Raw genomic sequence first — 20,260 nt, forward strand, 5'->3', positions numbered from 1 at the left:
TTTGGGACTTAGTATATTCCTAAATATTGCCGCGAAATGATGAACAAAAGGTAGGCAAAAAGGGCGTCTTGAGGGTAGAATGTGCGCCCTAAATTATAGAATCCGTTGGAGCTTTAGCCACAGATTGAGCTAAGGCTGATATTGAATTGGGAGAGACCATGTTAGAGCGCAATATGAACATTGCTGATTTTGATCCTGAGTTGTGGGAATCCATGCAGCAGGAAGTGAAGCGTCAAGAAGACCACATTGAGCTGATTGCTTCTGAAAACTATTGTAGCCCACGCGTACTAGAAGCACAGGGCTCCCAACTCACCAACAAGTATGCCGAAGGTTATCCGGGCAAGCGTTACTATGGTGGTTGTGAATACGTGGACGTGTCTGAGCAACTGGCTATCGACCGCGCTAAGCAATTATTCGGTGCTGACTACGCGAACGTGCAACCACATTCTGGTTCACAAGCAAACTCTGCGGTATTCCAAGCATTGTTGCAAGGTGGCGATAAAGTATTGGGCATGAGCTTGGCACATGGTGGTCACTTAACTCATGGCTCACACGTGAGCTTCTCTGGCAAATTATACGATGCGGTTCAGTACGGCATCGACGAAAACGGTGTGATTGACTACAACGAAATCGAAGCGTTGGCTGTTGAGCACAAGCCTAAAATGATTATCGCTGGTTTCTCAGCATATTCAGGCATTTTAGACTGGTCTAAATTCCGTGAAATCGCAGACAAAGTGGGCGCCTACCTATTTGTTGATATGGCACACGTTGCAGGTTTGATTGCTGCTGGTTTGTATCCAAATCCACTGCCGCACGCTCACGTTGTAACAACAACAACTCACAAAACATTGGCTGGCCCTCGCGGCGGTTTGATTTTGTCTGCAGCGAAAGATGAAGACATTTACAAGAAATTAAACAGCGCAGTATTCCCTGGTGGTCAAGGTGGTCCTTTGTGTCATGTGATTGCAGCAAAAGCAGTGGCATTTAAAGAAGCGTTACAACCTGAATTCAAAACTTACCAAGCACAAGTATTGGAAAATGCAAAAGCGATGGCGAGTGTTTTCATGGAGCGCGGGTACGACATCGTTTCTGGTGGTACAGACAACCATCTATTCTTGGTTGACCTGATTTCTAAGAATATGACAGGTAAAGACGCGGATGCAGCATTGGGGCGCGCCAACATAACAGTGAACAAAAACTCGGTTCCAAACGACCCGCGTTCACCGTTTGTAACCAGTGGTTTGCGTATTGGTACGCCAGCAATTACACGTCGTGGCTTTAAAGCTGATGAATCTCGCTTACTGGCGGGTTGGATGTGTGACGTATTAGACAACATTGAAGATGAAGCGGTAGAAGCCGAAGTTCGCAACAAAGTTGTGGAGATTTGCGCTAAACTCCCGGTTTACGCTTAATGATAAAGGCCGGCGTAAGCCGGCTTTTTTTTTGAGACGAATAAAGACAGTGATTCATTTAAGGAGTTGTTATGCATTGCCCCTTTTGCAATCAGGATGATACGAAGGTGATCGACTCCCGGCTGGTTTCAAGTGGTTTTCAAGTTCGCCGCCGCCGAGAATGTACCGCGTGCCACGAGCGTTTCACAACGTTCGAGAGTGCCGAACTTGTGATGCCTCGATTGGTGAAACGAGATGGCTCTCGTGAACCCTTCAATGAAGATAAATTGCGCTCAGGCATTCAACGTGCCTTAGAAAAACGCCCAGTGAGCACAGAGCAAACTGAACAAATGATTAGTTCAATCATGTCTAACCTTCGCGCGACTGGTGAGCGAGAGGTGGGCAGTGAAATGGTTGGATATTGGGTGATGGAAGCGCTCAAAGACGCCGACAAAGTTGCATACATTCGTTTTGCATCTGTGTATTTCTCATTTGAAGACTTAGATGACTTCGCTCAAGCGATTGCGAAATTGGAAAAATAACAGATGGCGGCATCAGAAATAGATCATCATTGGATGACCCGAGCGATTCAACTTGCCCGTAAAGGTTGGTACACCACAACCCCGAACCCAAGAGTGGGTTGCGTGATTGTAGGCCCTCAAGGCGTTTTATCTGAAGGCGCGCATTTGAAAGCAGGCTTGGGCCATGCTGAGGCGAATGCCATTGCCGATGCAAAGCAATCTCTTGAAGGCGCAACTGCCTACGTTACTTTAGAGCCATGTTCGCACACGGGTAAAACTGGCCCATGCTCTGATGCTCTCATCGCAGCAAAAGTGAAGCGTGTGGTGGTGGGGATGACTGACCCTAATCCGCTTGTCGCAGGCCAGGGTATTCAGCGTTTAGAAAATGCAGGCATTGAGGTCGAAGTGGGAGTGTTAGCCGAACAATGTGAAGAGCTAAACCCTGGCTTTTTGAAGCGAATGAAAACCGATTTTCCTCGTGTGACGGTGAAAATGGCATCGTCGCTCGATGGCAAAACAGCGCTGGCGAATGGCAAAAGTAAATGGATTACTTCATCGCAAGCACGCTCTGATGTGCAGCGTTTTAGAGCTGAAAGTTGCGCAGTGCTGTCCAGTGCCGAAACCGTGCTTTCAGACAATGCTCGCTTAACCGTTCGTCAAGAGCAGTTACCGGCAACCATGAAGCAATACGGCAAATCATCACTGCGCCAGCCCGATCGTATTATTTTGGATGGCCGCTGCCGTTTAACGGGTGAAGAACCCCTATTTGAACAGCTCGATAGCTTGGTCATTGTTCGCCCCGAAGGCCAACCAGCACCTCGCCCAGATGTTCGTTTGTTATCTTTACCGTACACTCGGCACAGATTTGACTTACCGCGTTTGGTGGCCGAGTTAGGGGCTCGACAATATAATGAGCTTTGGGTTGAAGCTGGCCCAGCCTTGTCAGGCGCATTTGTCGCTGCGGGACTCGTTGACCGTTTAGTGGTGTACATTGCGCCTAAGTTAATGGGGCATCACAGTAAAGATTTACTGGCGTTGCCGATGATGAACGAAATGAATCAAGTGATACAAATGCAGTGGGAGTCAGTGACAAACATTGGTCCTGATGTTCGCTTGATTGCTGAATTTAAATAAGACGTAAATTAACGTGTTTACTGGAATAATCGAATCCGTAGGAAATGTTGCGAAAGCTCGTAAGCAGGGCAGTGACATGATGTTGTCGATCAATGTTGGCAAGATGGACATGTCAGACGTGAAACTTGGCGATAGCATTGCCGTGAATGGTGTTTGCCTAACCGTCACAGGCTTTGATTCAAGCCAATTCAGTGCCGATGTTTCTGTGGAATCATTGGCCCGCACGAGCCTTGCAGATTTGCAAATGGGCACGCGTGTGAATTTAGAAAAAGCAGTCACACCTACCACACGCCTAGGTGGCCATATGGTCAGCGGTCATGTGGATGGTTTAGCCACGATAGTGTCAGTGGAGCAAGACGGGCGCGCATGGCAATACTGGTTGCAAACGCCGCCAGAGTTAAGCCGTTATATTGCTGAGAAAGGCTCGGTCACGATTGACGGTATTAGTTTGACCGTGAACGCTGTGGAACGAGATCAGTTTCGACTGACTATCATTCCTCACACGCGGGACGAAACCACACTGAAAGATTTGAATGTTGGCGATCACGTCAATTTAGAAGTTGATTTGGTGGCTCGTTATCTAGAACGGTTAATGACGTTCGGAGGCGCAAACGCGCAAAGCTCTCAGGGTGACAGGGTCAGTATGGAGCTTTTAGCTCGCAGTGGCTTTTTGAAATAACAATAATCAATAAAAACAACACACAACTAACAGTCTAGAGGTCCATGTATGAGTTTTGCAAAGGCATCTGAAATCATCGAAGCCATTCGTAATCGCGAAATGGTGATTTTAGTGGATGACGAAGACCGCGAGAATGAGGGTGACCTTATTATGGCGGCAGAGGCAATTACGCCAGAAGCAATTAACTTTATGGCGACCTATGGACGCGGATTGATTTGCTTGACTCTGACTCAGAGTCGATGCGAGCAATTGAACTTACCTTTGATGGTTGACAGTAACACCGCTCAATTTTCGACCAACTTCACCGTATCTATTGAAGCGGCTGAAGGGGTGACAACGGGGATTTCCGCTGCTGACCGTGCGCGCACTGTTCAAGCTGCAGTGGCTCCGGATGCGGTGGCGGCAGACTTGGTACAACCGGGTCATATCTTCCCTGTGATGGCGCAAGAAGGCGGCGTATTAACGCGCGCAGGGCACACTGAAGCAGGGTGTGATTTAGCTCGCTTAGGCGGGTTTGACCCATCGGCTGTGATCGTCGAAATTTTAAATGACGATGGCACCATGGCTCGCCGCGACGACCTGCTAAAATTTGCCGAAAAGCACGGTGTTAAAATTGGCACCATTGCAGACTTAATCGAGTATCGCAGTTTCAATGAAACCACCATTGAACGCGTGGCTCATTGTAAACTCCCGACCGAATTCGGCGATTTTGAGCTTCACACATTCCGTGACACCATCGACAACCAACTACACTATGCCATGCAAATGGGTGAGGTTGAGCCAGAACAGCCAACGATGGTTCGAGTGCATCTGCAGAACTTGTTTAATGATGTACTTCATACCGAGCGAGCGGCTGACCGAAGCTGGAATTTGCCCCGCGCTTTAGGACGTATTGCGTCTGAAGGTGGTGTGTTGGTGGTGTTAGGACGCGAAGAGACTAATGACGAGATTCTCGCCAAGCTCAAGAACTTTGAGCTTGAAGATCGCGGAGAGCGTCCACCTGCGGCTAAGTGGCAAGGGACTTCACGTCGCGTGGGCGTTGGCAGTCAAATACTGGCGCAATTAGGCGTTCGTCAAATGCGACTGCTAAGCTCACAGAAGCGTTATCATGCGTTGTCTGGATTTGGCTTGGAAGTGGTCGAGTACATTTCTGATTAAGCCGTTTTAGCAAATCGCTAGAAAGGTATATAACTGCCCGTATGCGGCGCGGATGTGCTATTATCCCGCCGATTATGTGCGTGGTGCACAAAACTGATGAGTTAGTGAGTTCAAAGATGAAGGTAATTGAAGGCGCCGTTGCTGCCCCAGATGCTAAAGTCACGATTGTTGTCAGTCGTTTCAACAGCTTTTTAGTCGAAAGTTTGGTCGAAGGTGCAGTGGATACACTGAAACGTTTTGGCCAAGTCAAAGATGACAATATTACGATTGTCCGTGTTCCTGGAGCCTATGAGCTCCCTGTTGCTGCGCAACGCGTTGCGAAAAAAGGCGGCACTGATGCAATTATTGCGTTGGGCGCTGTGATTCGTGGCGGTACACCTCACTTTGAATTTGTTGCAGGTGAGAGCAATAAAGGTTTGGCGCATGTTGCAATGGAATACGATATTCCTGTTGCGTTTGGTGTGCTCACAACCGACACCATTGAACAAGCAATTGAACGCGCAGGCACTAAAGCGGGCAATAAAGGCGGCGAAGCTGCTCTCGGCGCGCTAGAAATGATTAATGTTTTAGCCGAAATTGGCTAATTTGAGGTAAGTAAGTTGAATCCTAAAGCACGCCGTAAGGCACGCGAAATGGCACTACAGGCCATTTATAGTTGGCAAATCAGTGGCGATTCAATGGCTGATATTGAACTGCACTTTTTAACTGATCAAGACACTGCAGGTTGTGATCTCGAATACTTCCGAGAGTTGATTTCAGGTGTTGCCAGCCAAGTGAAAAGCCTTGATGCTCGTTTAGCTGCCCTTACTTCTCGTCCGCTGGACGAAGTTGATCAAATCGACAAAGCCATCTTGCGCTTGTCGGCCTTTGAGTTGACTGCCCGACAGACACCTTATCGTGTTGTGATCAATGAAGCTGTCGAGCTGGCAAAAGTATTTGCTCAAGATGACAGCCACAAGTTCGTCAACGGCGTACTTGATAAAATGGCTCCTCGCAGCTAATTTTCTCAGGAGTATAAGCCGTGAACGAGTTTGATCTCATACGGCAGTATTTTGAGACCCCTTCTGTGAATCGCGCTGATGTCCCTTTGGGCATCGGTGACGATTGTGCCCTCGTGCAACCCAAACCCGGTTTTCAACTTGCTATCACGACCGACACCATGGTCGATGGCATTCACTTTGATTCGCGTTTAAGCCCTGCAGATATTGGTCACAAATTACTGGCTGTTAATCTATCAGATTTAGCTGCAATGGGCGCAGAGCCTTGCTGGATTTCGTTAGCGACCACATTACCTGAAGTCAATGAACATTGGTTGGCAGGCTTTTCTGAGGGCTTATTTGCACTGGCGCGTGAGTTTGATGTGAGCCTTATTGGTGGGGATGTGACGCGCGGTGCTTTAACGTTAAGCATTACTGCGCAAGGGCAAGTTGCGGCTGGTAAAGCATTGACTCGAAGTGGCGCGAATGTTGGCGACTTAATTTATGTCTCTGGTCACTTAGGTGATGCTGCGCTGGCACTGAATCATAGCCAGATCACTCAATTGCCAAAAGACCAGCAACAGCAGCTCGAACAACGCCTGTTCAGGCCCTCACCGCGTGTATCTCTGGGGCAAGCCCTTGTTGGCTATGCGACTGCGTGTATTGATTTGTCGGATGGACTATCGGTTGATTTAGGGCACTTGCTGAAGCGTTCGGGAAAAGGCGCTTCGTTAATGTTAGATCAGGTTCCTACCTCCAGCATTGCACGCAACTTATTGGGGCACGAGCAAGCTGCAAAATTAGCCTTCAGTGGCGGCGATGATTATGAACTTTGTTTCACCGTACCGGCCCATCATCAAGAGGCTATTGAGACGATATCTACCGATGCAGAAACGCCCGTCACCCTCATCGGCCAAGTGACATCAGACTCTGGGCTGAAGCTGCGTTTTAATGACGTGCCCGTGAATTGGAAAAGCCAAGGATTTATGCACTTTTATGACCAAGACCAATAAAAAGCCGTTAAAGCCAAGCACACTCACTCACTGGTTAGCGGTGGGGTTTGGTAGCGGTTTAGCACCGAAAGCACCCGGTACATTTGGTACCATTGCCGCGTTACCCATTGTTTGGGCGATGTCATATTTGAGCCTGTATGGTTTTTTAGCTGTGACACTCGTTAGTTGTGTTGTGGGCATTTATTTGTGCGGAAAAACGGCTGAGGACTTCAATTACCACGATCACCCAGGCATTGTGTGGGATGAGTTTGCTGGCATGATGATCACCATGATCGCAGTGCCCATGACTTGGCAATACCTGCTCGCTGGATTTATTCTTTTTCGCATCTTCGATATTTTAAAGCCGTGGCCGATTAGCTGGCTTGATAAGCATGTGGATGGTGGCTTTGGAATTATGATTGATGACATATTGGCCGGCCTAATGGCACTGGGCTGCATGCACTTAGGAATGATGTGGTTAAACTAAAAAAGTGCACCGGAAGTGAGTCTTCATAGCAACTGGGTTGAGGGCCGAGACTGCAACTATAAAGATGGCTCCCACTCCCAGTGCGAGACCACTAATAAAAGTCTAAAAGATTTATGCAATTTCAGTCAGAAACTCAGTTGTGTTGGGAACTAAAACACGCCTGAGACACATAACAACACGCATAACTCAAGGGACGGATGAGAGTATATCTAAGCCAACTGAACTCAGCCTGAACGATTTTTGTAACTCTATATTTGAACACAAAAAAAGCACGCGATAAGCGTGCTTTTTTGTGGGTCAATTGAACAGGTTAGGTATTGATGTAAGCTTCTATGGAGGTTTGAATTCCTGATGAATCTAAGCCAAGTTCAGCTAAGATTTCTGCTTGTTCCCCGTGTTTGATAAACACATCTGGTAGCCCCAGGTTGAGTACAGGCTTCGGCATTTTATTGGCCATTAAATACTCTATCACCGCAGAGCCAGCGCCACCCTTAATCGCATGGTCTTCAACTGTGACGAGTACGTCATGGCTTTGCGCCAATTCTGCCACTCTAGCTTCGTCAATAGGTTTGGCGAAGCGCATATCAACGAGTGTTGCGTCTATCGCTTCTGCTACGCTAACGCATTCATGTAGTAATGGCCCAAAACAAAGAATCGCAACTTTTTGCGCCGTACTTTGACGAACGGTGTTCGACTGACCGATTTCAATGCGTTGCATAGGACCTGATATGTCCGCACCTGTGCCTTTTCCGCGTGGATAGCGAACAGCGGCAGGTTTATCTAATGTATGCCCAGTAAAGAGCATGTTACGGCACTCTGCTTCATCTGACGGTACCATAATGACCATCTTGGGAATGCAGCGCAAAAAGCTAATATCGAATGCACCCTGATGTGTAGGGCCATCGGACCCGACTACGCCAGCTCGGTCAATGGCAAACAAGACAGGTTGATCTTGAATGGCAACGTCATGAATAACTTGATCATATCCGCGTTGTAAAAACGTCGAATAAATAGCGACAACTGGATTTAGCCCTTCGCACGACAAACCCGCGGCAAGGGTTACCGCATGCTGCTCTGCAATCGCAACATCAAAGTATTGCTCTGGAAACTCTTTTGAGAACCGAACCATGCCAGAACCTTCGCGCATGGCAGGGGTAATCGCCATGAGTTTTGGATCTTCGGTGGCCATGTCACAAAGCCAGTCTCCGAATACTTTTGAATAGGTGGGTAGGCCGGGTTTGCTGCTTGGCAATTGTTGGTCGGACGGATCAAACTGCGGCACGGCATGATAGCCAATGGGATCTTTTTCCGCAGGCTCGTAGCCTTTGCCCTTGGTTGTTTTAATGTGCAACAACTGAGGGCCTTTGAGTTGGCGCATGTTCGATAGCGTGTCAACCAAAGCTTCTACATCATGACCGTCAATTGGGCCGATGTAGTTAAACCCAAGCTCTTCAAAAATAGTGCCGGGTACCACCATGCCTTTTAAGTGTTCTTCCGTGCGTTTGGCCAACTCTTTGATGGGGGGAATGCCGGAAAGAACAATTTTACTGCTTTCTCGGATAGTTGAATAGAAACTACCCGACAACAAGCGAGCAAAGTGGTTATTCAGTGCGCCGACGTTTTCACTAATAGACATCTCGTTGTCATTGAGAACGACAAGCATGTCGGGATGCACATCGCCTGCGTGGTTGAGCGCTTCAAATGCCATGCCAGCGGTAATGGCACCGTCGCCAATGATCGATACAACCTTACGGTTCTTTTGTTCTTTTTGAGCCGCAATCGCCATACCCAGAGCAGCACTGATGGTTGTACTTGAGTGACCTACATTGAAGTGGTCATACTCACTTTCATTGCGCCAAGGGAACGGGTGAAGGCCATCTTTTTTCTTGATGGTTTCCATGCGATCGCGACGGCCTGTGATGATCTTATGAGGATAGGCTTGATGACCTACATCCCACAACAAGCGGTCAAATGGGGTATTGAACACGTAATGCAGAGCAACAGTGAGTTCCACTGTTCCTAACCCTGAAGCGAGATGCCCGCTGCTACGACTCACTGACGCAAGCAGGTATTGACGAAGTTCTTGGCAAATTTGCTCAAGCTGTGGCTCTGAAAGCAGTCTTAGATCATCAGGACTGTTAACTTTCATGAGCAATGGGTAATGGGCCGGTTCAATTGTCATTGTCAGGTACGCAGAATTCTTATGTAATAATTTTTTAGTAATTGCGAGTAATGATGTAATGCGCAAAATTTGCAAGCAGGTCGCTATTGTAGGGCAAAGCTCTCAAGGCTTGTAGCGAAGATTGCAATAGAGTGTCTGCTTTTTGACGTGCACCGTCTAAGCCCAGCAGAGAGGGGTAGGTCGATTTATTGGCTTCAATGTCTGAGCCTTGGGGTTTTCCGAGGGTTTCAGTGTCAGACGTTACATCTAAAATGTCGTCTTGAACCTGAAATGCCAAGCCAATATCTCGTGCAAATTTTATGAGCTGCAGGTGCTGTTTGGGTTCAATATTGGCGGCTAATGCTGCAAGATCTACGGAACACTGTAACAAAGCCCCTGTTTTGGCTCGGTGAATGGCTTCTAATTGCTCAAGCGTGATGGACTTGTCTGTTGCGTCTAGATCCATTGCTTGGCCGCCGCACATTCCAATGTAACCACTGGCTTGCGATAGACTTTTGACCATGCGCAATTGTTGCTCCGCATTGAGGCCTTCGATGGGCGTGCTAAGCAAATCAAACGCAAGCGTCTGCAAAGCGTCACCGGCAAGTATTGCAGTGGCTTCATCGAATGCTACATGGCAGGTTGGTTTTCCGCGGCGTAAGTCGTCGTCATCCATGGCAGGCAAATCATCATGAATCAATGAGTATGCATGGATGCATTCAATGGCGCATGCGGCGGCATCGAGTTGATGTTGTGGCACATCTAGCATGTCACCCACGGCATACACCATGAATGGACGCACTCTCTTACCGCCAAGGAGCAAGCCGTGACGCATGGCTGCTTTTAATTGCGGCGTGTCGTCAGCCAGCGTATTAATGGCGCAGCTGAGTTGTTCATCAATGCGTTGGCGAACGGAATCTTGATAATCAGCTAAATTTTGTTGTGTTTCGATCATGAGTTCGTTTCATCAAACAAAGACAAGGGCGCTTGCTCGTCTTGAGACAACAAGATTTTGACTTGTTGCTCTGCATTATCCAATTTCAGGCGTGTCGCTCTGGCTAGGGCAATACCGCGTTCAAATTGCTTTAATGCTTGTTCTAGCGGGACTTCTCCTGACTCAAGTTGAACCACAACATGTTCCAGTTCAGACATTGCGTCTTCAAAGCTGAGGTTTTCTGGTTTTTTAGCTGCCATTGTGGACTCCTTAACAATATCGCGCAAAGTTACCTTAGCAAGCAGATTGGATCAATCTAAGTCCGTGATCTTGTGCCAAAATGTATTATGCATTGATAACTTAACTTGCCTACAAATCATGTTACCTTTATAAAGTTAAAAGGTAGGCCAAAATACCAAACAATTGAATGCACAGACAATTGTAGTGCGATAAAGGAGTAATCGGGTGGATTTAGCGACTCTCATAGGACTTATTGGAGCCTTTGCCTTCGTAATCATGGCGATGGTATCTGGTGGTTCAATCAGTATGTTCGTTGATGTTCCTTCAGTTCTTATTGTTTTATGTGGTTCTTTGTTCGTAGTGCTCATGAAATTCAATATGGCGCAATTTCTCGGCGCAGCCAAAATTGCCGGCAAAGCCTTCATGTTCAAAAACGACAAACCCGACGATCTCATCGAAAAATCAGTAGAAATGGCCGATGCTGCACGCAAAGGCGGTTTTTTAGCACTGGAAGAAGCAGAAATATCAAACCCCTTTATGCAAAAAGGAGTCGACTTGTTAGTGGATGGCCACGATGCTGAAGTGGTGCGCTCTGCAATGTCGAAAGATATCAAACTGACCAACGACCGCCATGAAATCGGTATCGGCTTTTTCACCAAACTAGGTGATGTAGCACCCGCAATGGGAATGATTGGTACGTTGATTGGTTTAGTGGCCATGTTGTCCAACATGGACGACCCCAAAGCAATTGGTCCAGCTATGGCTGTTGCACTATTAACAACATTGTATGGTGCAATGCTAGCCAATATGGTGGCGATTCCTATCGCTGATAAATTAGCACTGCGTAAAGAAGAAGAAATGCTCAATAGGCGTTTGATCATGGATGCCATTCTGGGTATTCAAGATGGCCAAAACCCGCGAGTTCTTGATGGCATGTTGAAAAACTACCTTGCTGAGAAAAAGCGGCAAGTCAACACCACCGAGGAGTAGGTCGGATGGAAGAAGAAGAGTGCAAATGCGAACCGGGAATTCCGGCTTGGATGGCGACATTCGCAGACTTGATGTCGCTACTCATGTGCTTCTTCGTGCTGTTGTTGGCGTTTTCAGAAATGGACGTGCTGAAATTTAAGCAAATTGCAGGTTCTATGAAATATGCATTTGGTGTTCAAAACCAAATTGAAGTGAAGGATATCCCCAAAGGAACCAGTGTGATTGCCCAGGAATTTCGTCCTGGTCGCCCAGACCCTACGCCTATTGAAGAAATTACTCAGCAGACCATGGACATGACGCAGCAAACGTTAGAGTTCCAAGCGGGTAAAGATGACTCTTCTGGCGGCCAAAGTCAAAACGAGGCGCAATCTAAATCCAATCCTTCTTTTGAGCAGACTGAATCTGAAAGCGATTCTAGTGCAGTTTCAGAAGCGGCTGCAGAGACTGCTGAAACAGCCAAACAAATTGCTCAGCAACTTGAGGAACAGATTGTTGATGGCGCCATTGAAATCGAAGCGTTGGGTCAACAAATTATTATTCGTATCCGTGAGCAAGGCGCGTTCCCGTCTGGCTCTGCTTTCTTACAACCGAAGTTCAAGCCGATTGTGCGCGAGGTTGCTAGTTTGCTCAAAGATGTCCCCGGTGAAGTGACTATTTCAGGTCATACCGATGACAATACGATTAGTTCAGAGCTGTATCGCTCAAATTGGGATTTATCCAGCCAACGAGCAGTTGCCGTGGCGCACGAAATGATGAATGCTGAAGGTTTTGAAGATTCTCGGATGATGGTGGTTGGTCGCGCTGATTCGATGCCTTTGGTGCCAAATTCATCCGACGCGAATCGTCGCAAAAACAGGCGCGTTGAGATTTCGATTATGCAGGGTAAAGCCAAAGAGTCACGTGAAATTCAAGTGACTCAGTAGCATTCACGCTTCAAATCGTGCAGCAGCGGCTTTGGAATTCCAAGGCCGCAAACCTTCCTTTGTTTAAAATTAACCAATTCTGTGGGTGGCTGGTATAATACCGCGCTGTTTTTTCGTCAGCGCCCATGAAAGGTTCGGCAATCATGAAGTTCATCATCAAGCTATTCCCAGAAATCGTCATTAAGAGTAAGTCGGTTCGTAAGCGTTTCAATAAAATATTGGAAGGTAATTTGCGTACAGTGCTGAAGCGAATTGACGATCGAGTTCGAATTCGTTCAGCTTGGGATCGGATGGAAGTGCAAACACCGGATGGCTTAGACCTTGAAACACAAGACGCTTTGATTGCCGCCATGTGCCGCACACCCGGCATTAGCGCTGTACAACAGGTTGAGCAATGCGTGTATGAATCCGTTGACCATATTTATCAAGAAGCGCTGAAAGTGTATGGCGCGCAGCTTGCGGGTAAAACATTCTGTGTTCGGGTAAAGCGCTTGGGCAACCAAGATTTCTCGTCGCTCGATGTTGAACGATACGTAGGGGGCGGCTTAAACCAAAATACAGATGCAATAGGCGTTAAGCTCAAAAAGCCAGACATCGAAGTTCGTTTGGATATTAATAACGACGTACTCTCAATGGTGACGCGCCAGCATAAAGGTTTGGGTGGTTTTCCTATTGCCACGCAAGAAAGTGTTTTAAGCTTGATTTCCGGTGGTTTTGATTCCGGCGTTTCGTCATTTCAGTTTATTAAGCGCGGCTGTCGCGTGCACTACTGCTTTTTCAACTTAGGTGGCGACGCTCACGAGTCGGGTGTTCGCGAGATGGCGTATCACATTTGGCAACGCTATGGTTTTTCTCATCGAGTGAAGTTTGTTGCGGTACCGTTTGAAGATGTTGTGGCTGATATTTTGGAAAATGTCGAAAACGGCTACATGGGCGTGGTATTGAAGCGTCAAATGATGCGGGCTGCTTCAAAAGTGGCTGATAACTTGAATATTCAAGCGTTGGTGACAGGTGAGGCTGTAGGGCAAGTTTCAAGTCAAACCATTAGTAACTTGCGGGTGATTGATGAGGTGTCTGAACATGTCATTATGCGCCCGCTGATTGTGTCTGATAAGCAAACCATTATCGACCAGGCGATTAAAATTGGTACTCATGATTTAGCAGCAAGCATGCCGGAATTTTGTGGTGTGATTTCAAAAAGTCCCACCATCAAAGCAAGCCCTAAACGCTTGGCTGAAGAAGAAGCAAAACTTAACCTGAGCTTGATCGACGAAGTCGTTTATCGTTCCAATACGGAAGACATTCGCGACATTTTGAATACGAATAAACCGGCACCGCAAGAGGTTGAGATCGTCGCTGAACTCGTTCCACACTCGCATGTGATCGACGTGAGAAGTGATGAAGAGGTTGAGGCGTCACCTTTGGAACTCAACAATGCCTTTGTTGAGCACATTCCGTTTTTCAAACTCAATTCTGAGTTCCCAAAACTAGATGCGAATACGGATTACTATTTGTATTGTGATAGGGGCGTAATGAGCCGCTTACAAGCGATTCATTTAAATGAGGCCGGCTTTGCTAACGCAAAAGTCTACCGGCCTTAAATGATAGAGGGTTAGTTGGACGGATCGCAACTGCCCTCTGTGATTTCTTCCTCGTCGTAAACGTCTTCGAAGATACATAAAGGCGCTTCTACATCATCTGCAGCATCAAACCCTAGCAGCTCTTCAATCAAGGTCAGTGCAAACCTCATTGCCGTGCCTGGACCTTGGCTGGTGATCAGCATTTCATGTTCGTCAACAACAACGGCCTCATTCGGCATGCCATACTCTTCGTCGAGTTGCTCATGGCACGATGAGTGGCATGTGATGTATGCATCTTTGTCTAAGCCGTGATGCATGAGCACGAGCACTGGTGATGCGCAAATAGCAGCCACCCACTTTTGTGCTTCTCGCTGTGCTTTGAGTATTGCAGTGAGCTCTTCGCTGTCACGCAAGTGTTCAGCTCCAGGCAGTCCTCCGGGCAACACAATCATATCGAACTCTTGAGTGGTCACATCCGACAACATGGCATCTGCTGTGACTTTTAAGCCATGGGCAAACGTCAGCTGGCGTTGCTTACCTACGCTGGCAAGTGTCACTTCGATGCCTGCTCGGCGCAGAATGTCTGAAATAATCACGACTTCCATATCTTCACTGCCATCAGCGATGGGCACTAATACATGTTTTGTCATCATGAAACCTTTTGATTAGAGGTGAATATAACTGCGCTCAATCTGTTTGATGTGTTGCACTATGGTTTGGTGATTCGGAACATCCACGTGGAATTGTTCTGCACACGCCACAATATAGCCATTAATGTAGTCGATTTCTGTGGTGCGGTGGTGCAAAACATCTTGCAGCATGGACGATTTGTTGTGGGCTGTGGCAGTTGCTACATCAAATACAGTATTTATCATTTGTTCGGGGCAAATATCGATACCGGCGTGTTGGACAACCTCACAGGCTTGTGTGCACAGCTGTTGAACGTCATGGTGATACGCAGGCGTATTGATAGCGCCATTGAGCACTTGGTCGCGAGCTGTGAGTGGGTTGATGACGGCATTGATAATCAGTTTTTGCCACAGCTGAATCATTATATCGTCGCACCACTCAACTTGGCCTAAGGCTGAGTTGAGTGCGCGGAATACCGGCATCTGCACGTGTGGTGTGGGGCTTATGGAACCTATTTGCGTTAACCCTTCGCCTGTGTGTTGTACACGGTGAGGTTGGACAAGTAGAGCTCCATGACGCGAACTCGCCAATAGCAATGGGTGTTGCGGAACAAGCGTTTGAATAGCTTGAGCATTTCCTAAACCATTGTGAAGCAGAATGATGGGGCTGGAGAAAGGAAGCTTGACCTGTTCCAGCAACTGGCGCAATGCTGCTTCAGCTTGAAAAACTTTGGTTGTCACCAGCACCGCATCCACAGGGGAACTTTGAATTGTCGAGGTTTGCCACGCGGTAGTATGTCCTTGACGGTCGATCAATTCATACCCTTTTGGAGCAACTTCGCCCAATCGTCCCCAAAAGCTCACACTGTGGTCGTGAAGGGCCAATTTGCTGCCATAGAGTTGGCCCAGAGCGCCCGGCCCTACAATTAGCCAGTGCATGATGCGGCTTTAGTTGCGGGTGGCTTGGCAAGCTTTCTAACGATAGGCATTAGGGCTAAATAGCAAAATACGCCTAGAGAATTTGCGATCAGATCGGCCAAGCTCGCCGAGCGATAACCCGTTTGGCCTTGTAGCAGCTCAATCAGGCCACTGTAGGCAATTAATGCAATGATCCCGACTTTAATAAAGTGATTTGGAAAGGAGCGTTCGAACAGGCCTGCCAACACAAAATAAGCGCCCAAGTGCATGACTTTATCAAAGTTGTTGATGTTAACGACGGGTTCGTCGAGAGGCATCAAGCAAGTCCAAGTGACAGTAATGAGCGCCGAAACAAAGAAAAAGCGAAACAGGATTGGCTGATTGAGTAAGTAATGCACAGTAAACTCTGAGGCAAAAGTAGTGCGCTTGATGTTACCCAATTGCAACCTCGGTGAAAATGCTTATTTTTGCTGAACAAGGCTCAGAGTGTATTGCACCACACGCGCATCGCTTGATGCTCGGTGACGACGTAAATGAAGCTTATCTTGTGCTTGCTTTTGGCAGCTATGGTAATGATTTAGTTGCGTTTCATTCATTAACGAGCGGATCGTTTCTAGCTTGTAATTGGGCCACATGCCTGCTGCGTCGTAGAGCTTCATCAACCAAGATTGATCCTGCCCCCAAGCATCACTATAAATGACCAATCCTTTGAGTAACTTATTGAGCGTCTCGGCCACTTCTCGCACAGAAATGCCGTGCGTGAGAATAATTTCGCGCGAGATGCCATGAATTTGCTCGGCTTGATTAGACCAATGAACCCAAGAGCTTTCGGGTTTAATTAAAAAGCAGTGACATTCTTGGTTCGCTAAGCATACACCAATCTCAATAGGGTAACTGCCTCGGCCGAAGCCGGAAGCTTCAATGTCGATGACATTATAAGCCTCGGCGGTGGCAGAGTTTTCATCCAAGTTGGGCTTAAGTGGGTCCATGATTCGCATTCTTCGAAGATATATCCATACGGCTGACGATCCAAATGAGTACGACTACAGGCAGTCCCATAAGCGCGGTGATGACGAAGAAGTTTGAATAACCAACGGATTCAACCATGACACCGGAAAAGCCTGCTATCAGTTTGGGTAAAAGAAACATGAGTGCGCTAAATAAGGCGTATTGAGTGGCAGAATAAGCCACATTTGTAAGCCCTGACATATAGGCAATAAAAGCTGCTGATGCGATGCCCGCGCTTAAATTGTCGGCACTGATCACCAACGTTAGCCACAGAATATCGGGCTGGCCGAGTTGTGCCAAAAATGAAAATAGCAAATTGGTGATTGCACTCAGCACTGCTCCCGCCATTAATATACGCCACACCGCAAACTTAACGATTAATGCGCCACCAATAAAAATACCGAGTAAAGTCATGATCACACCGTATATTTTACTGACCGCTGCAACGGCTTCTTTGCTGTAACCCATATCGACGTAGAAAGGGTTGGCCATCACGCCCATGACAACATCAGAAATTCGATAGATGGCAATCAAGCAAAGAATCATGACGGCTTGGTATCGATAGCGCGTAAAAAAGTCTGCGAATGGCGCAACAACGTGTTCTTTTAGCCAAGACAAAGGGCCGGTTGTGTTTGATGGGGGGATATCAACTACCGGCTCTTTACAAAACAATGTGGTAATGACGCCTGCGGACATGAGCAATGCCATGATTTTGTAGGTGTGTTGCCATGCTTGTACATCGTAGCCTTCGCCTGTTGCAAGCCATGCAGCAAGAGCAAGAGAGCCCGCGCCACTCACGATCATTGCACAACGGTAACCCAACGTATAGGTCGCGGCCATTGCGCCTTGCATCTCTTGAGGGGCCGATTCAATTCGGTATGCATCTATCACAATATCTTGTGTGGCGCTGCAAAAGGCAACGACCACGGCCATCAACGCTAATTGTGGTAAGGTGCCATCAAGCGCGGGATCAAAAGTGCTCATGCCAAATAAAGCACCACCAATGGCAATTTGACTGACCAACAACCAAGCTCTGCGCTTGCCGAGTTTTTGACCGAGTATGGGAATTGAAATGCCGTCAACGAGCGGCGCCCACACCCATTTAAACGCATATGCCAACCCCGCTAAACTAAAAAAGCCAATGGCGGACAAGCTCACGTCTGCTTCGCGAAGCCAGAATGATAAAGATGAAAAAACCAACATCAACGGTAAGCCCGCTGAAAACCCGAGGGGGAGTAAAGTTAGGACGCGGCGATCAAAATACGGTGTCATTGAGCTGAGTAGCTTTGACATCAGCGTCTCCGGAGAAAGAATGAAGGAGAGTAGATACTACTACAACCAATTGAAATTTTAAGGACGAATTCCGTGACAATTGAGCAACATAGGCCCTTGATGCTTGAGAAACATCACACCATCTAGAAGTTGCTTGCGGAGGAACATGTTTCCTCTGAGCGCTGATTCAGGCCAACGCTCAAGAAGATGAAATAAATGCCACAACACACTTTCTTGCTCAGATTGTTTATGAGAGTCATGATCAACCTGACGCCACTCCTCAAGTGAATCCCAAATAAAGATTTGGAGCTCTGAAAAAGGAACCGTGTCGTTTAACATACCGTCAACGTAAAAAGACATTGCATGTGCTTTTTGCGTGACGAAGTCATTAACCTGAATTTGTGGTGTTTTATATTGCATAAATTCGAGTATAGAAGAATTGTTTGATTATGCATCAGCTGGCAGCAAAATTGTTTCCCTTAGTATGACCGGAGTCACAGGAACATCAGGCCAGCCAAGGTTTGCATCCATATGGGTTTCTATCTCAGCCATCTTATCGATGACCTCTTCACCTTCTGAAACAGAACCAAATACAGCATAGCCCCAACTGCGAGGGCCGGGGTCTAAACTTTTATTATCGCCCACATTAAAATAAAATTGTCGGCTTGCACTGTGCGGATGACCTTGTCGAGCCATAGCAATGGTGTAGCTGGTATTTTTCAAACCATTGCCTGCTTCATTGGTAATGGGGTCAAACTTGTCGTCTAACGTCCCCATTTTTTCATCAAAGCCGCCGCCTTGGACCACAAACCCTTCGATAATGCGGTGAAAAATTGTGTTGTCATAACTGCCAGTGACAACATACTTCAAAAAGTTATCCACCGTTACCGGCGCTTTCATACGATCTAATTCAACCACAATTACACCCATGTTAGTGACAAATTTAACTTGAGGGTACAAGTTGTCTGGCTGCAATAATTTAGGATCTATTTTCTCTTCGTCGGCCGTAGAACCAAATGTTATGACCATTAAAATGGCTGCAATGATGAGTCGGCAGCGTTTAAAAAAGTGTTTATTCGCTTTCATGTTCTGATCCAGTATCTTCCTCGACGACATGTTTGCTTTTGTCTGCTTTTCTAGATTCTAAAATGACAAATTTGGAATTGGATGCAAGGATTTCTACATCGCCAAAAATTCGTTTCATTTTAACGTGATAACCCAAGTGACGATTGGCAACGACGCGTAACTTTCCCCCGGTTCGAAGCGCATTCTTAGCCTGATTAAACATCTGCCAAGCAATTTCATCAGTCACAGCTTGCTGCTGATGGAACGGAGGGTTGCACAAGACAAGGTCGGCGGATTCACTCCAAAACCCAACCAGTCCGTGCTGACATAAGAATGTAAATTTGTCGCTCAGCTCTGGCAGGTTGCTTTGTTGGTTCTGGCGAGCAGATTCAATCGCCATGTGCGATTCGTCAACTAACACATACTTGTTGTCTGGGTATCGACGCGCCATGGCCAACGCCAAAATGCCATTCCCACAGCCTAAGTCGATGACTTTCTTTGGCTTGTAGGTTTTAGGTAAATGCTGCAAGAGAAAACGCGTGCCGATGTCTAGAGACTTTCTAGAAAATACGTTGGCTTGGTTTTCTAGCGTTAATTCAAATGCTGGCAGGTCCCATCGAGTGGGCTCTGGACGCGGCTGGATGTCCCCCGAAACTTGAGCATGCATGATGCGAGACTTTCGGCGGGCTAATTCGGGCACCACGTTGCCAAATGCATCTTTCAATAACTTCACCGCTTTTGCGGGTAGGTCCTTTAAGCGAGACGCAATAAGAACTGGCGTACCTTCAGGCAGCTCGCTGATACGAGCAAGCTGATATTCGAACAGTGCAAGGCTCTTCGGCACTTTAATAATGATGCGATTTGGCGCTTCTGGCCATTCATCAGAACAGTCTTTGTATGAGATGCGTTGCTCATCAAGTTGGTTGTGGCTCATGTTGTTCATGGCCGCTTGTTGCGCCAAGAACGAATCAGAGATGTGCACTAATTGTGCCTCCGATTGCTGAGCAAAGAAGCAGCTCAATGCGCCAAAACCATCGTTGATAAAGCAAAGTTGTTGAGCGGATTCTGGGTTATTCAACCACCAATCCATAATGAGCTCATCGGCTGCATCGAAAGGCAGTAATGTCTCGCGCTTATCGAGAGGGTATCGGGCCAGTTCTAAAACTGGTGATGACAGATTTAAAGGGCTGTACATATATGG

At 47.2% G+C, this 20,260-nt stretch carries 23 protein-coding genes; 12 read left to right on the plus strand and 11 right to left on the minus strand.

The window, feature by feature from the left end:
• Positions 1-158 precede the first annotated feature (158 nt).
• The 9 genes from glyA (at position 159) to NAF29_RS12815 (ending at position 7,339) form a co-directional block, all read left to right on the plus strand.
• Positions 159-1,412, plus strand: coding sequence for a serine hydroxymethyltransferase (gene glyA / locus NAF29_RS12775; protein ID WP_251261984.1), 1,254 nt, complete (start codon positions 159-161; stop codon positions 1,410-1,412).
• Positions 1,413-1,483: 71 nt separating this feature from the next.
• Positions 1,484-1,933 carry a transcriptional regulator NrdR gene (gene nrdR, locus NAF29_RS12780; RefSeq protein WP_251261985.1) on the plus strand — a complete coding sequence of 150 codons (450 nt, stop codon included), beginning with the start codon at positions 1,484-1,486 and terminating at the stop codon, positions 1,931-1,933.
• A 3-nt stretch (positions 1,934-1,936) separates the two neighbouring features.
• Positions 1,937-3,046, plus strand: a complete 1,110-nt coding sequence (gene ribD / locus NAF29_RS12785) for a bifunctional diaminohydroxyphosphoribosylaminopyrimidine deaminase/5-amino-6-(5-phosphoribosylamino)uracil reductase RibD (protein WP_251261986.1) — start codon at positions 1,937-1,939, stop codon at positions 3,044-3,046.
• Positions 3,047-3,059: 13 nt separating this feature from the next.
• Complete coding sequence (locus NAF29_RS12790) at positions 3,060-3,725, plus strand: riboflavin synthase (protein ID WP_251261987.1); 666 nt, start codon at positions 3,060-3,062, stop codon at positions 3,723-3,725.
• Between the two features lie 48 nt (positions 3,726-3,773).
• Positions 3,774-4,883 (plus strand): bifunctional 3,4-dihydroxy-2-butanone-4-phosphate synthase/GTP cyclohydrolase II, encoded by a 1,110-nt coding sequence (gene ribBA, locus NAF29_RS12795; protein ID WP_251261988.1) that lies wholly within the window; start codon positions 3,774-3,776, stop codon positions 4,881-4,883.
• Positions 4,884-4,999: 116 nt separating this feature from the next.
• Positions 5,000-5,467 (plus strand): 6,7-dimethyl-8-ribityllumazine synthase, encoded by a 468-nt coding sequence (gene ribH, locus NAF29_RS12800; RefSeq protein ID WP_251261989.1) that lies wholly within the window; start codon positions 5,000-5,002, stop codon positions 5,465-5,467.
• A gap of 15 nt (positions 5,468-5,482) precedes the next feature.
• Entirely contained in the window at positions 5,483-5,884 is a 402-nt protein-coding gene (gene nusB / locus NAF29_RS12805; RefSeq protein WP_285817747.1) for a transcription antitermination factor NusB, read from the plus strand.
• 20 nt (positions 5,885-5,904) lie between these two features.
• The gene (thiL, locus tag NAF29_RS12810) at positions 5,905-6,873 is read left to right on the plus strand and encodes a thiamine-phosphate kinase (RefSeq protein ID WP_251261990.1); all 969 of its coding nucleotides are present in this window, start codon (positions 5,905-5,907) and stop codon (positions 6,871-6,873) included.
• Positions 6,857-7,339, plus strand: a complete 483-nt coding sequence (locus tag NAF29_RS12815; RefSeq protein ID WP_251261991.1) for a phosphatidylglycerophosphatase A family protein — start codon at positions 6,857-6,859, stop codon at positions 7,337-7,339. Before thiL ends, NAF29_RS12815 begins: the two co-directional genes overlap by 17 nt.
• Before the next feature lie 310 nt (positions 7,340-7,649).
• On the opposite strand, the gene dxs is transcribed toward NAF29_RS12815, so the two are convergent.
• The 3 genes from dxs to xseB are packed head-to-tail and all read right to left on the minus strand — an operon-like array spanning position 7,650 to position 10,694.
• A complete protein-coding gene (gene dxs, locus NAF29_RS12820; RefSeq protein WP_251261992.1) occupies positions 7,650-9,521 on the minus strand; it encodes a 1-deoxy-D-xylulose-5-phosphate synthase in 1,872 nt (623 codons plus the stop codon).
• 34 nt (positions 9,522-9,555) lie between these two features.
• The gene (gene ispA / locus NAF29_RS12825) at positions 9,556-10,455 is read right to left on the minus strand and encodes a (2E,6E)-farnesyl diphosphate synthase (protein WP_251261993.1); all 900 of its coding nucleotides are present in this window, start codon (positions 10,453-10,455) and stop codon (positions 9,556-9,558) included.
• Positions 10,452-10,694, minus strand: coding sequence for an exodeoxyribonuclease VII small subunit (gene xseB, locus NAF29_RS12830; RefSeq protein ID WP_251261994.1), 243 nt, complete (start codon positions 10,692-10,694; stop codon positions 10,452-10,454). The genes ispA and xseB overlap by 4 nt, the downstream gene beginning before the upstream one ends.
• A gap of 205 nt (positions 10,695-10,899) precedes the next feature.
• Here xseB and pomA point away from each other — a divergent pair, with 205 nt between their 5' ends.
• From pomA to thiI, 3 genes are all read left to right on the plus strand, one after another.
• Positions 10,900-11,664 (plus strand): flagellar motor protein PomA, encoded by a 765-nt coding sequence (gene pomA, locus NAF29_RS12835; RefSeq protein ID WP_251261995.1) that lies wholly within the window; start codon positions 10,900-10,902, stop codon positions 11,662-11,664.
• A 5-nt stretch (positions 11,665-11,669) separates the two neighbouring features.
• The gene (locus tag NAF29_RS12840) at positions 11,670-12,587 is read left to right on the plus strand and encodes a flagellar motor protein MotB (RefSeq protein WP_251261997.1); all 918 of its coding nucleotides are present in this window, start codon (positions 11,670-11,672) and stop codon (positions 12,585-12,587) included.
• 143 nt (positions 12,588-12,730) lie between these two features.
• The gene (gene thiI / locus NAF29_RS12845; protein WP_251261998.1) at positions 12,731-14,188 is read left to right on the plus strand and encodes a tRNA uracil 4-sulfurtransferase ThiI; all 1,458 of its coding nucleotides are present in this window, start codon (positions 12,731-12,733) and stop codon (positions 14,186-14,188) included.
• An 11-nt stretch (positions 14,189-14,199) separates the two neighbouring features.
• On the opposite strand, the gene NAF29_RS12850 is transcribed toward thiI, so the two are convergent.
• From NAF29_RS12850 to NAF29_RS12885, 8 genes are all read right to left on the minus strand, one after another.
• Positions 14,200-14,820: a DJ-1 family glyoxalase III gene (locus tag NAF29_RS12850; protein WP_251261999.1), complete on the minus strand. Its 621-nt coding sequence runs from the start codon at positions 14,818-14,820 to the stop codon at positions 14,200-14,202.
• Positions 14,821-14,832: 12 nt separating this feature from the next.
• Positions 14,833-15,735 (minus strand): ketopantoate reductase family protein, encoded by a 903-nt coding sequence (locus NAF29_RS12855; RefSeq protein ID WP_251262000.1) that lies wholly within the window; start codon positions 15,733-15,735, stop codon positions 14,833-14,835.
• A complete protein-coding gene (locus NAF29_RS12860) occupies positions 15,723-16,112 on the minus strand; it encodes a VanZ family protein (RefSeq protein ID WP_251262001.1) in 390 nt (129 codons plus the stop codon). The genes NAF29_RS12855 and NAF29_RS12860 overlap by 13 nt, the downstream gene beginning before the upstream one ends.
• A 63-nt stretch (positions 16,113-16,175) precedes the next feature.
• Entirely contained in the window at positions 16,176-16,703 is a 528-nt protein-coding gene (locus tag NAF29_RS12865; protein WP_251262002.1) for a 3'-5' exonuclease, read from the minus strand.
• Complete coding sequence (locus NAF29_RS12870) at positions 16,690-18,015, minus strand: AmpG family muropeptide MFS transporter (RefSeq protein ID WP_251262003.1); 1,326 nt, start codon at positions 18,013-18,015, stop codon at positions 16,690-16,692. Before NAF29_RS12870 ends, NAF29_RS12865 begins: the two co-directional genes overlap by 14 nt.
• Positions 18,016-18,072: 57 nt before the next feature.
• Positions 18,073-18,414 (minus strand): hypothetical protein, encoded by a 342-nt coding sequence (locus NAF29_RS12875; protein WP_251262005.1) that lies wholly within the window; start codon positions 18,412-18,414, stop codon positions 18,073-18,075.
• A 27-nt stretch (positions 18,415-18,441) separates the two neighbouring features.
• Positions 18,442-19,023, minus strand: coding sequence for a peptidylprolyl isomerase (locus NAF29_RS12880; RefSeq protein ID WP_285817768.1), 582 nt, complete (start codon positions 19,021-19,023; stop codon positions 18,442-18,444).
• Between the two features lie 43 nt (positions 19,024-19,066).
• Positions 19,067-20,254 (minus strand): methyltransferase, encoded by a 1,188-nt coding sequence (locus tag NAF29_RS12885; protein WP_251262009.1) that lies wholly within the window; start codon positions 20,252-20,254, stop codon positions 19,067-19,069.
• Positions 20,255-20,260: the final 6 nt, after the last annotated feature.

The organism is Echinimonas agarilytica (assembly GCF_023703465.1).
Classification (GTDB): Bacteria; Pseudomonadota; Gammaproteobacteria; order Enterobacterales; family Neiellaceae; genus Echinimonas; species Echinimonas agarilytica.

What these genes read in the sequence shown, in the direction of transcription:
- xseB (WP_251261994.1), bottom strand. Translation starts at nt 10,694, where the DNA reads ATGGCAGCTAAAAAACCAGAAAACCTCAGCTTTGAAGACGCAATGTCT.
- nrdR (WP_251261985.1), top strand. Translation starts at nt 1,484, where the DNA reads ATGCATTGCCCCTTTTGCAATCAGGATGATACGAAGGTGATCGACTCC.
- NAF29_RS12815 (WP_251261991.1), top strand. Translation starts at nt 6,857, where the DNA reads ATGACCAAGACCAATAAAAAGCCGTTAAAGCCAAGCACACTCACTCAC.
- NAF29_RS12850 (WP_251261999.1), bottom strand. Translation starts at nt 14,820, where the DNA reads ATGATGACAAAACATGTATTAGTGCCCATCGCTGATGGCAGTGAAGAT.
- NAF29_RS12870 (WP_251262003.1), bottom strand. Translation starts at nt 18,015, where the DNA reads ATGTCAAAGCTACTCAGCTCAATGACACCGTATTTTGATCGCCGCGTC.
- thiI (WP_251261998.1), top strand. Translation starts at nt 12,731, where the DNA reads ATGAAGTTCATCATCAAGCTATTCCCAGAAATCGTCATTAAGAGTAAG.
- dxs (WP_251261992.1), bottom strand. Translation starts at nt 9,521, where the DNA reads ATGACAATTGAACCGGCCCATTACCCATTGCTCATGAAAGTTAACAGT.
- NAF29_RS12865 (WP_251262002.1), bottom strand. Translation starts at nt 16,703, where the DNA reads ATGGACCCACTTAAGCCCAACTTGGATGAAAACTCTGCCACCGCCGAG.
- NAF29_RS12880 (WP_285817768.1), bottom strand. Translation starts at nt 19,023, where the DNA reads ATGGTCATAACATTTGGTTCTACGGCCGACGAAGAGAAAATAGATCCT.
- ribH (WP_251261989.1), top strand. Translation starts at nt 5,000, where the DNA reads ATGAAGGTAATTGAAGGCGCCGTTGCTGCCCCAGATGCTAAAGTCACG.
- NAF29_RS12885 (WP_251262009.1), bottom strand. Translation starts at nt 20,254, where the DNA reads ATGTACAGCCCTTTAAATCTGTCATCACCAGTTTTAGAACTGGCCCGA.
- ribD (WP_251261986.1), top strand. Translation starts at nt 1,937, where the DNA reads ATGGCGGCATCAGAAATAGATCATCATTGGATGACCCGAGCGATTCAA.
- ispA (WP_251261993.1), bottom strand. Translation starts at nt 10,455, where the DNA reads ATGATCGAAACACAACAAAATTTAGCTGATTATCAAGATTCCGTTCGC.
- NAF29_RS12875 (WP_251262005.1), bottom strand. Translation starts at nt 18,414, where the DNA reads ATGCAATATAAAACACCACAAATTCAGGTTAATGACTTCGTCACGCAA.
- ribBA (WP_251261988.1), top strand. Translation starts at nt 3,774, where the DNA reads ATGAGTTTTGCAAAGGCATCTGAAATCATCGAAGCCATTCGTAATCGC.
- NAF29_RS12855 (WP_251262000.1), bottom strand. Translation starts at nt 15,735, where the DNA reads ATGCACTGGCTAATTGTAGGGCCGGGCGCTCTGGGCCAACTCTATGGC.
- glyA (WP_251261984.1), top strand. Translation starts at nt 159, where the DNA reads ATGTTAGAGCGCAATATGAACATTGCTGATTTTGATCCTGAGTTGTGG.
- NAF29_RS12840 (WP_251261997.1), top strand. Translation starts at nt 11,670, where the DNA reads ATGGAAGAAGAAGAGTGCAAATGCGAACCGGGAATTCCGGCTTGGATG.